The 9,268-nt window shown below is 69.9% G+C and carries 10 protein-coding genes; 7 read left to right on the forward strand and 3 right to left on the reverse strand.

Annotation, left to right across the window (positions count from 1 at the left end; genetic code table 11):
- Nucleotides 1-2: 2 nt before the first annotated feature.
- The 7 genes from LT972_RS09780 (at nt 3) to LT972_RS09810 (ending at nt 6,575) form a co-directional block, all read left to right on the forward strand.
- On the forward strand, nt 3-953 hold the full coding sequence (locus LT972_RS09780; protein ID WP_232569927.1) for a VOC family protein: 951 nt from the start codon (nt 3-5) through the stop codon (nt 951-953).
- On the forward strand, nt 946-1,608 hold the full coding sequence (locus LT972_RS09785) for an alpha/beta hydrolase (RefSeq protein ID WP_232569929.1): 663 nt from the start codon (nt 946-948) through the stop codon (nt 1,606-1,608). Before LT972_RS09780 ends, LT972_RS09785 begins: the two co-directional genes overlap by 8 nt.
- A gap of 182 nt (nt 1,609-1,790) precedes the next feature.
- A complete protein-coding gene (locus LT972_RS09790; protein ID WP_232569931.1) occupies nt 1,791-2,204 on the forward strand; it encodes a DoxX family protein in 414 nt (137 codons plus the stop codon).
- A gap of 124 nt (nt 2,205-2,328) precedes the next feature.
- On the forward strand, nt 2,329-3,594 hold the full coding sequence (locus LT972_RS09795; protein ID WP_232569933.1) for a branched-chain amino acid ABC transporter permease: 1,266 nt from the start codon (nt 2,329-2,331) through the stop codon (nt 3,592-3,594).
- Entirely contained in the window at nt 3,591-4,937 is a 1,347-nt protein-coding gene (locus LT972_RS09800; protein WP_232569934.1) for a branched-chain amino acid ABC transporter permease, read from the forward strand. Before LT972_RS09795 ends, LT972_RS09800 begins: the two co-directional genes overlap by 4 nt.
- Nucleotides 4,930-5,829 (forward strand): ABC transporter ATP-binding protein, encoded by a 900-nt coding sequence (locus LT972_RS09805; RefSeq protein WP_232569936.1) that lies wholly within the window; start codon nt 4,930-4,932, stop codon nt 5,827-5,829. The genes LT972_RS09800 and LT972_RS09805 overlap by 8 nt, the downstream gene beginning before the upstream one ends.
- Entirely contained in the window at nt 5,826-6,575 is a 750-nt protein-coding gene (locus tag LT972_RS09810) for an ABC transporter ATP-binding protein (protein WP_232569938.1), read from the forward strand. The genes LT972_RS09805 and LT972_RS09810 overlap by 4 nt, the downstream gene beginning before the upstream one ends.
- A gap of 47 nt (nt 6,576-6,622) precedes the next feature.
- Here the strand turns inward: LT972_RS09810 and LT972_RS09815 are convergent, their stop codons facing one another.
- From LT972_RS09815 to LT972_RS09825, 3 genes are read right to left on the reverse strand one after another with little or no spacing between them, the layout of a single operon-like run.
- Nucleotides 6,623-7,651 (reverse strand): GldG family protein, encoded by a 1,029-nt coding sequence (locus tag LT972_RS09815; RefSeq protein WP_232569939.1) that lies wholly within the window; start codon nt 7,649-7,651, stop codon nt 6,623-6,625.
- Nucleotides 7,648-8,607, reverse strand: coding sequence for a S49 family peptidase (locus LT972_RS09820; RefSeq protein ID WP_232569941.1), 960 nt, complete (start codon nt 8,605-8,607; stop codon nt 7,648-7,650). Before LT972_RS09820 ends, LT972_RS09815 begins: the two co-directional genes overlap by 4 nt.
- Nucleotides 8,604-9,248 (reverse strand): hypothetical protein, encoded by a 645-nt coding sequence (locus tag LT972_RS09825; RefSeq protein ID WP_232569943.1) that lies wholly within the window; start codon nt 9,246-9,248, stop codon nt 8,604-8,606. Before LT972_RS09825 ends, LT972_RS09820 begins: the two co-directional genes overlap by 4 nt.
- Nucleotides 9,249-9,268 lie beyond the last annotated feature (20 nt).

Here is a 9,268-nt window from a genome sequence, read left to right on the forward strand (position 1 = left end):
CGATGCTCACCGACACGCCCGGCATCCACCACGTCACCGGCCTCGCGGCGGACGCCCAGCGCAACCTCGACTTCTACGCGGGCGTGCTCGGCCTGCGCCTCGTCAAGCGCACCGTGAATCAGGAGGACATGCTCCGGTACCACCTGTTTTACGGGAACGGGACCGGAGAGCCGGGGACCGTGTTCACGTCGTTCCCGTACCCGAACGAACCGCCGGGCAGAGTTGGCAGACCACAGATTTCGGCGATGGCGTTCGCCGTGCCGCCGGAGTCACTCGCCTACTGGGCCGACCGCCTCGAATCGCGGGGTGTCGACACCGAGGAGGCCGAGCGCTTCGGCGATGCGGTCCTGCGCTTCGAGGACCCCGACGGCACGCGCGTCGAACTCGTCGCGACGGACTCGCCGGTCGAACCGTGGACTGGCGACGGCGTGCCCGAGCGCCACGCGATTCGCGGGATTCACGGCGTCTCGGTGCTCCCGACGAACCCCTACGCGACCGGCGCGCTGCTGGACACGCTCGGCTTCGAGTTAGTGGGCGAGGAGCAATCCGACGACGAGGCGCGGATTCGGTACCGCGCGGGCGGTGACCGAGCGACGGTCGTCGATGTGCTCGACGCCTCGACAGGGTTCGGGCGCGAGGGCACGGGCTCGATTCAGCACGTCGCCGTGCGCGTCGCGAGCGTCGAGGAACTGTACGAGTGGCACAGCCTCCTCCGGGAGCGCGACTACGACGTGTCCCGGGTGCGCGACCGGTACTTCTTCCATTCGCTGTACGTCCGGGACGCCGGCGGCATCCTCTTCGAGTTGGCGACCGAGAAACCGGGATTGACGCGCGGCGAGGACGTGGCCGACCTCGGGGAGTCGCTCGCGCTCCCCGACCGCTTCGAGGCGGACCGCGACCTGATAGAGAGCCAGTTGGAAGGCCTCGAACGCCCGGCGCCCGACGATGACTGACGGCGAGGGCCCGGACCCGCACGCCGACCAGCCGGTGGTGTCGGCGGGCGCACCGGCGGCGGCCGCGGACGCCGTCGTGCTCGCGCTCCACGGACGCGGCGCGACCGCGCAGGGCGTGGTGAATCTCGTCGAACCGCTGTACCGACACGGGGTCGCCGTGGTCGCGCCGCAGGCGTCCCGGAGCCGGTGGTTCCCGCACGGCGCCGGCGAGCCAGTCGAGCGCAACGAACCGCACGTCTCGTCGGCGCTCGCGGCGGTCGACAGGACGCTCGCCGAGATTCGAGAGTGGGGCGTGCCGCCCGAACGCGTGCTCCTGTTCGGGTTCTCGCAGGGCGCCTGTGTCGCCAGCGAGTACGTCGCGCGAAATCCCCAGCGATTCGGCGGCGTCGCGGCGCTCCGCGGTGGCCTGCTCGGGCCGGTCGGGGAGACGCGGGACTTTGCCGGGGCGCTGGACGGAACGCCCGTATTCCTCGGCGTTGGCGGTGACGATGAGCGCGTGGACGCCGAGCGCATCGCCGAGACGGCCGCCGTCTTCCGAGAACTCGGCGGGGACGTGACCGAACGCGTCGCCGACGGCGTCGGACACGCCGTCGCGGACGACGAGTTCGAGGCGGTCGGCGGGATGCTGGACGCCCTTCTCGACGGCGAGGTGTGAGCGGTGTGCGGCGGCGCGAGACGGCCGGGGACGCGCGTGTAACCGGGTAACTCCGCCGTCGCCGAACGTACAAGTAGGTTCCGTACCGAACCAAGTAACGTTGTGAAATCGACTATCGAAGCCACAGTTAGTTCGGACGCGTCGCGTACAACCCAGTTCGCCGCCAGCGAGGTGAGCGCCTGATGGCGACGGGTCTCGAAGACGTCGCGTTGCTCGCGGCGCGCGTGCTGTTCGGGGGCGTGCTCGCGTTCATGGGCGTCAACCACTTCATGCAGACAGAGCAGATGACCGGCTACGCCCAACACAAGGGCCTACCGGCGCCGAAACTCTCGGTGCTCGCGTCGGGCGCGGTCCTCGTGCTCGGCGGCCTCGCCGTCGTCACGGGCGCGTTCCCCGCGGTGGGCGCGGTCGCGCTCGCCGCGTTCCTGCTCGCGTCCGCCGTGACGATGCACGACTTCTGGGCGGTGCCCGAGGACCAACAGCAAGACGAGATGACGAGTTTCCTGAAGAACGTCGCGCTCGCCGGCGGCGCACTCGCGTTCGCGGCGATTGCGTCCTCGACGTGGGCGTACAGCGCCGGACTGTCGGCGTTCTGATTGTTTTCGGGTCGAATCGCAGACACCACCGTCGTCGTTCCCCTTCGTTTCGTAGCAAAATCTGCGAGTCGGGGCGAGGTTTATTTATTCCTCCGTGTCCCACGGTCCCACGAGACAGTTACACATGGACACAAACAACGCAGTCGAACGGGGCGTACGGTTCGCGCGTGGCAGCGTCGGGGGCGCGCTCGTCACCGCGTTCGCCGTCCTCCTCTTCCTCGACCTACTCGCGAAGCTCGCGGGCGTCTCACTCGGCCCGCTCCGCCTCGGATTCGTCTCGCTCGGTCCGTTCGGCGGTGAGTTACCGTTCCTGGCCGTCCTCGGCTACGTCTGGAACGGCCTCCTCATCGGGCTCGTCATCGGCCTCGCGAGCATCGGCCTCTCGCTCACGTACAGCATCCTCAACTTCGCGAACTTCGCGCACGGCGACTACCTCACCGCGGGCGCGTTCTCCGGGTGGGCGGTCGCCTACATCGTCGCGGGCGTCGGCGGCGCCACCAAGATTCTGGAGAGCGCGCTCCACGTCGTCACCGGCCTCGGTCGGAACAGCCTCGAGTCCGCGAACCTCGTGAACCTCGTGCTCTTGCGCACGCCGCCCGGCGACGCCGGCGCGAACATGTGGCTCTCGCCGATTGCCATCGTGCTCGGCCTCGTCGTCGCCGTCGGGTTCACGCTGCTCGTCGCGCTCGCACTCGACCGCGTCGTCTACAAACCGATGCGGGGCGCCGACGGCATCTCCCTGCTCATCGCGTCGGTCGGCGTCGCGTTCGGCCTCCGGTACCTCATCGCGCTCGTGTTCGGGAACAGCCGTCGCATCGTCACCTCGACCGAGAAACTCCCGTCCTTCGACCTCGCGCAGGTGCTCGCGGACGTGCTCCCCGACTTCATCCTCGCGACGCCGAAGGCCGCCATCATCATCGACCTCCACGAGATAACCCTCGTGGTCGTCGCCGTCGCGTTGATGCTCGGGATGCACCTCCTCCTCCAGCAGACGAAACTCGGGAAGGCGATGCGCGCGATGGCCGACAACCGCGACCTCGCGCGCGTCACCGGCATCCCCACCGAGCGCGTCATCCGCACCACGTGGATGCTCGGCGCCGGCCTCACGGGGGCCGCCGGCTTCCTCTACGTGCTCTCCCAGAGCGGCCTCGGGTTCACGAGCGGGTGGCGGCTCCTCCTGCTCATCTTCGCCGCGGTCATCATGGGCGGCATCGGCTCCATCTACGGCGCCATCGCCGGCGGCCTCGTCATCGGCCTCGCGAGCCGCGTCTCCCTCGTCTGGCTACAGGGCGACCTCGCGGCGTTCGCGCGCCCGACCGCGTTCGCGCTGATGATTCTCATCCTCCTGTTCCGTCCGTCCGGCATCTTCGGCGGGGTGAAAACCGCATGACGAACGACGACAACTCCGACACCGGCGACCCAGTCGCATCGGTCCGGCACGCGCTCGAACGCGTGTTCGCGTACGACGCCGTGAAGGTGTTCGCGATGTTCGCGAGCATCTGGGCGCTGTTCTGGTTCTTCGGCGACCAACTGAACTACCAGACGGGGTTCATCGTCTCCCTGATTCGGCGCGTCACCTTCCTCTCGGCGGTGTACGCGCTCGCCGTGCTCGCGTTGAACATCCAGTGGGGGTACGCGGGCCTGTTCAACATCGGCATCGCGGGCTTCATGGCCGTCGGCGCGTACACCGTCGCGATGCTCTCGGGGTCGCCAACCGGTGACCCGGCGGGCCACGGTCTCCCGCTCATCGTCGGCGTCGTCGGCGGCGTCCTCGCAGCGACGATAGTCGGCCTCGTGGCGTCGCTGCCGGCGCTCCGGCTGAAAGCCGACTACCTCGCCATCGTCACGGTCGCCATCTCCGAAATCATCCGCATCACGTACAACGCCCCCGCGTTCTCGAAGTACACGGGCGGCGCGAGCGGCTTCGACAACCTCCCGACGAACCCCGTGCGGACGCTGTTGTTGAGCCAGCCGGGGAACATCTTCTCGGAGCCGACGGGCGTCGGGAGTTTCCTGTTCTCGCTCGGGAGCGACTACGGCATCCAGCGGCTCACGATGCTGAACATCGTCTACACCGTCGGCGTGCTGGTGTTGCTGCTGGCGGTGTACCTCCTGTTGGAGCGCACCGGGAAGTCGCCGTTCGGGCGCGTGCTGAAGGCCATCCGCGAGGACGAGGTGGCGGCGCGCTCGCTCGGGAAGGACACCCAGAACTTCAAGGTGCGGGCGTTCGCCCTCGGCTGCGGCCTGATGGGGCTGGCGGGCATCGTCTGGTACGCGATGGGGCCGCGCGCGTCGGTGAACCCGACGAACTTCCGGCCCGAGTTGACGTTCTACATCTTCATCGCGCTCATCATCGGCGGCTCCGGGTCGAACACCGGCTCCATCCTGGGCGGCGCGCTGTTCGCCAGCCTCCTGTTCGAGGCGCCGCCGCGCATCGTCGCCATCATCCGCCAGAACTTCCAGGTGTCGGCGGACCCCGCGAATCTCATCGAGGCGCTGGCGCCGGTCGCGAGCGGGAACTTCGACCCGCTCGCGGGCTTCCTGCTGGCGAACATCGACACACTCCGGTTCATCTTCATGGGCGTGTTGTTGGTGATACTCGTCCAACGCCGGCCCGAGGGCTTACTCGGCGCGCGCAAGGAGACGGCCGCCGCGGTCAAACTCGACGAGAGCACGCGCCCCGGCGGCGCGCGCGGCGCTGCCGCGGCCGACGGAGGTGAGACCGATGAGTGACGCCGGCGACGGGCCCGCCGACGCTGACCTGCCCGACGACGTCGACGCGCCCGACCCCGAAGACATCGAACCGGAGGCCGACGACTCCCCTGTCGAGGAGCAGGCCAAGGAGGTGCCACGCGGCGTCCCGCTGCGCGTCTCCGGCCTCCGGAAGGAGTTCGGCGGCATCACCGCCGTCGACGGCGCGACGTTCGAGGTCGAGGAGGGGTCGCTGACCGGCCTCATCGGCCCGAACGGCGCCGGGAAGTCGACGACGTTCAACTGCATCACGGGCGTCCACGAGCCGACCGACGGCACCGTCCAGTTCCGGGGCGAGGACATCACGGGCGCTCGCCCGCACGCCATCGCGAACCGCGGGCTGGTGCGGACGTTCCAGATAGCGCGCGAACTCGACGAGATGACCGTCCTCGAGAACATGATGCTCGCGCCGGGCGGCCAGCGCGGCGAGTCCATCACGCGGTCGGTCGTCCCCGGCCTCCGGAGCGACGTGGTCGAACAGGAGACCGACCTCCGCGAGGAGGCGTGGGAGACCCTGGAGTTCTTCGAAATCGACCACCTCGCCGACGAGTACGCGGGCAACCTCTCGGGCGGCCAGCGCAAACTCCTCGAACTCGCTCGCGCGCTGATGACCGAACCCGACATGATGCTGCTCGACGAGCCGTTCGCGGGCGTGAACCCGACACTGGAGGAGAAACTACTCGACCGCATCCACGACCTCCGCGAGCAGGAGGGGCTGACGTTCCTGCTCGTGGAACACGACATGGACCTCATCATGGAGAACTGCGAACACGTCATCGTCATGCACCAGGGCCGCGTCCTCGACGAGGGGCCGCCGGAAGCCATCAAGGAAAACGAGGAGGTCATCGAGGCCTACCTCGGAGGTGAGGTATGAGCCAGCAGGCGTCCCGGGAGGCCAGCCTCCCGGACGGCGAGTCGGGCATCCTCGCGGTGCGCGACCTCGATGCGGGCTACGGCGACCTGCAGGTCCTGACGGACGTCGACCTCGACGTGCGCGACGGCGAGTACGTCACCATCGTCGGGCCGAACGGCGCCGGGAAGTCGACCGTCATGAAGTCCGTGTTCGGGCTGACGACGTACATGGGCGGCACGGTGACGTTCGGCGGCGAGGAGATTCAGGAGCGCAACCCCGAGCAGATCATCCACGAGGGCATCGGCTACGTCCCCCAAAACGAGAACGTGTTCGCCGGGCTCTCCGTGAAGGAGAACCTCGAGATGGGCGCGTACATCCTCGACGACGTGCCCGAGGACCGCCTGCAGGCGGTCTACGACCGGTTCCCGATTCTGGAGGAGCGCAAGACCCAGAAAGCGGGGTCGCTGTCGGGCGGCCAACAGCAGATGCTCGCGATGGGGCGCGCGCTGATGCTCGAACCCGACCTCCTGATGCTCGACGAGCCCTCGGCGGGCCTCGCGCCCGACCTCGTCGACGAGATGTTCGACCGCATCGACCGCATCAACGACGACGGCACGTCGATTCTGATGGTCGAACAGAACGCCAAGGAGGCGCTCCGGCGCTGTGACCGCGGCTACGTCCTCGTGCAGGGCCAGAACAGTTACATGGACGCCGGCGACGCGCTGCTGGCCGACGACGAGGTCAGACAGGAGTTCCTCGGCGGATAGCGCGCGAAAGAACTGTCTTTTCGGTGGCGACCCCCGGCGGGTCGCGATTACGCTTCGACGGTGACGCTGGACGACCCAGCGCTGCCGCCGACCGTCGAACTGTTGCCGGTGGAACCGCCCGCACCACCGGCGCTCGTCTTCTCACCGGTGACGAGGAACGCCGCGACGTTGCTCGCGAACGCGTCGGTGTCCGCAGCGCTCGCGGCGTCCGGCGTCAGGAAGTCGGTGTCGCCGACCGCGAGGACGCCGCCGTTGCGCGCCGCGACGACGTACGTGCCTGCGTCCCGCGTGGCGGAGTTCGACACCTCGGCGGTGAGCACGGGCGTCGCGGCGTCGCCCGTCGTCAGCGGCGTCGCCGCCTGGAAGACGGCGCGGTCGACGCCGTCAGCGAGGCGGCCGTCGCCCGAGGCGTAGACGCGCTGGAAGTTGTTCGCGTTCTCGCTCATGTCGTAGAGGTAGCCCGAGCCGAAGGCGACGCCGAACTCGGCGGCGAGGTTCGCGGGCTGCCCGCTCGCTGACGCCGACGACCCCGTCGTGAGGCCGGGGACGGAGACGGTGGTGGACGTGCTCGCGGTGCTCGGCGGGTCCGCCGCGAGCAGCACGCGGCCGCCCGCGTCGGCGAACTCGCGAACGCGAGTCACGTCGCCCGCGGAGTACGCGCTGGCGGGGCTCGCGACGACGAGCGCGTCGGCGTCGTCGAGCGTGCTGTTGAACGTCGGGCCGGACTGCGAGCCGAAGCCGGTGCTACCGGACGACCCGGAGAAGAACCGGACGTCGTGGCCCGCCGCGACGAGCGCGTCGACGAGCGGCTGGAGGCTGTTCTCGCCGATTGCGTTGCCGTGGCTCGTGTCCACGACGACGGTCTTCGATTCGTCCGCGCTCGGCGCGGTGACGCTCCCGCTGTCGTCGACGGGGTCGGCGACGAGTTCGCTCGTGTCGTAGGCCGGCGCGTCGGGCGCCGGCGCGGCGTTCGTCGGCGAGGAGAGCGCGAGGCCCGCGCCGTACGCGCCGGCGAGCACGACGGCCGCGGCGACGACGAGCGCGCCGACGCCGCGCGCGAGGTCGCTCGCGTTCACGCCACCACCTCCGGAGCCGCGACGGCGGACTGGCTCGCGGTCGCTCGGTCGGCGTCAGTCGCGTCGGTCCGTTCGGCGCTGTCGGTCTCGATGGCGCCGTGGAGCATCAGGTACTGCACCGTGTCGACGCCCCGGTACTCGAACACCTGCTCGGTGCTCGGGGACGGCACGTCACCGTCGGCCTCCAGCCCGAGTTGGGAGAGCAACGAGACCTGTGGCGACTCCATCCGCACCACGTCGTAGTCGTTCAGGCCGGCGTCCTCGGCTGCCGTCGAGATGGCGGCGTCGATGCCGCCGATTTCGTCGGCGAGCCCGTTGTTCACGCCGCGAGCGCCCGCGTACACCTTCGCGTGCGAGACCTCCTCGCGGCTGAGTTCGAGTTCGTCGCCGCGCTCGGCCATCACCGAGCCGACGAACGCGCGCCGGAGCGTCTCGACGCGCTGGCGGACCTCGTCGGGCGTCGACCCGCTGCCCTTGTCGGGGCCGGTGACGACTTCGCCGGGCGGCACGCCCTGCGACGGGAGGGTGGCGCGCACGCCGACGCTCCCGACGACGGACGCGGGCGTGACGAAGATGTGGTCGGTCGGCGCCGACGCGTAGTACGACCCCGACGCGGCGGTGCCGGTGACGCTCGTCACGACGGGCATCTCGCCCGCGGTGCGTTTCACCGCGAGGTAGAGTTGCTCGCTCGCGGACGCCGTCCCGCCCGGACTGTTCACGTCGAGCACGACGGCCTCTATCGAGGCGTTCTGTCGCGCCTCGCGGAGGTTCTGCACGACGGCGCTGGCGGAGTCGCCGGTGATGGTGCCGTGGAGTTCCACGACCGCCACCTTCCCGTCGGACTGCTGAGCGTAACTCAGCGCCTGGGGCGCGAGCGCCGCGCCCGCGACCACGCCGACGACCGCGAACACGAGCGTCACCGTTCGAGCCGTCCCGCGCGCGCTCGCTCGGCTCACGCCGCCACCTCCGCGCTCGCCGCCCGCTCGCTGTCGAACAGCGTCACGTCGTCGTAGGCGACGGTCACGTCGACCTCGCGACCGTCGGCGGTCGTCCACGACGTGGTGACTCGGAGGGGAACGCGCCGGTCGAGGTCGACCCACACCGTTCGCGTCACGTCGCGTGCGCTGTCGTTCGCCGTCGGCGTGAACGTCACGACGGCCGTCCGGTGGCCGTCGTAGGTGGTGACGCGCTCGACGGAGACGTCACTCGTCCGGACGAGCGCTTCCGCGAGCGCGCCGTAGCCCGCGGCCGTCGCGGGCTGACCGCCGGTCACGCCGGCGTCGAACACCGGTCCGGCGTCGGCCGGCCCGACGGCGGTCTCGCCCGCCCGCGGCCCGGAGCGGTACGTGACGCGGCGCGCGTCGCCGCGGTCGACCGCGACCTGCGCGCGCTGTACTGTCGTTCTGTCGCCGACCTCGACGGTGCGGGTGACCGTCGCGCTGTAGCCGTCCAGGGCGGCGTATCGCTGCTCCACTCGGTCTCCGACCGCGTCCGCGTCGACGGCGCCCCCGTTGAGCCCGCCGATACAGCCCGCGGTCAGAGACACGACGACGAGGGCGGCGGCGACCGCCGCGCCCCGATTTCGTGTCGTGAACATGCTGTCCGTTCGAACGGAGA

This window comes from Halobacterium litoreum (genome assembly GCF_021233415.1).
GTDB classification, from domain to species: Archaea; Halobacteriota; Halobacteria; order Halobacteriales; family Halobacteriaceae; genus Halobacterium; species Halobacterium litoreum.

Excerpts from the sequence above, each read along its gene's own strand:
- LT972_RS09780 (WP_232569927.1), top strand. The coding sequence starts at position 3 with ATGCTCACCGACACGCCCGGCATCCACCACGTCACCGGCCTCGCGGCG.
- LT972_RS09785 (WP_232569929.1), top strand. The coding sequence starts at position 946 with ATGACTGACGGCGAGGGCCCGGACCCGCACGCCGACCAGCCGGTGGTG.
- LT972_RS09790 (WP_232569931.1), top strand. The coding sequence starts at position 1,791 with ATGGCGACGGGTCTCGAAGACGTCGCGTTGCTCGCGGCGCGCGTGCTG.
- LT972_RS09795 (WP_232569933.1), top strand. The coding sequence starts at position 2,329 with ATGGACACAAACAACGCAGTCGAACGGGGCGTACGGTTCGCGCGTGGC.
- LT972_RS09800 (WP_232569934.1), top strand. The coding sequence starts at position 3,591 with ATGACGAACGACGACAACTCCGACACCGGCGACCCAGTCGCATCGGTC.
- LT972_RS09805 (WP_232569936.1), top strand. The coding sequence starts at position 4,930 with ATGAGTGACGCCGGCGACGGGCCCGCCGACGCTGACCTGCCCGACGAC.
- LT972_RS09810 (WP_232569938.1), top strand. The coding sequence starts at position 5,826 with ATGAGCCAGCAGGCGTCCCGGGAGGCCAGCCTCCCGGACGGCGAGTCG.
- LT972_RS09825 (WP_232569943.1), bottom strand. The coding sequence starts at position 9,248 with ATGTTCACGACACGAAATCGGGGCGCGGCGGTCGCCGCCGCCCTCGTC.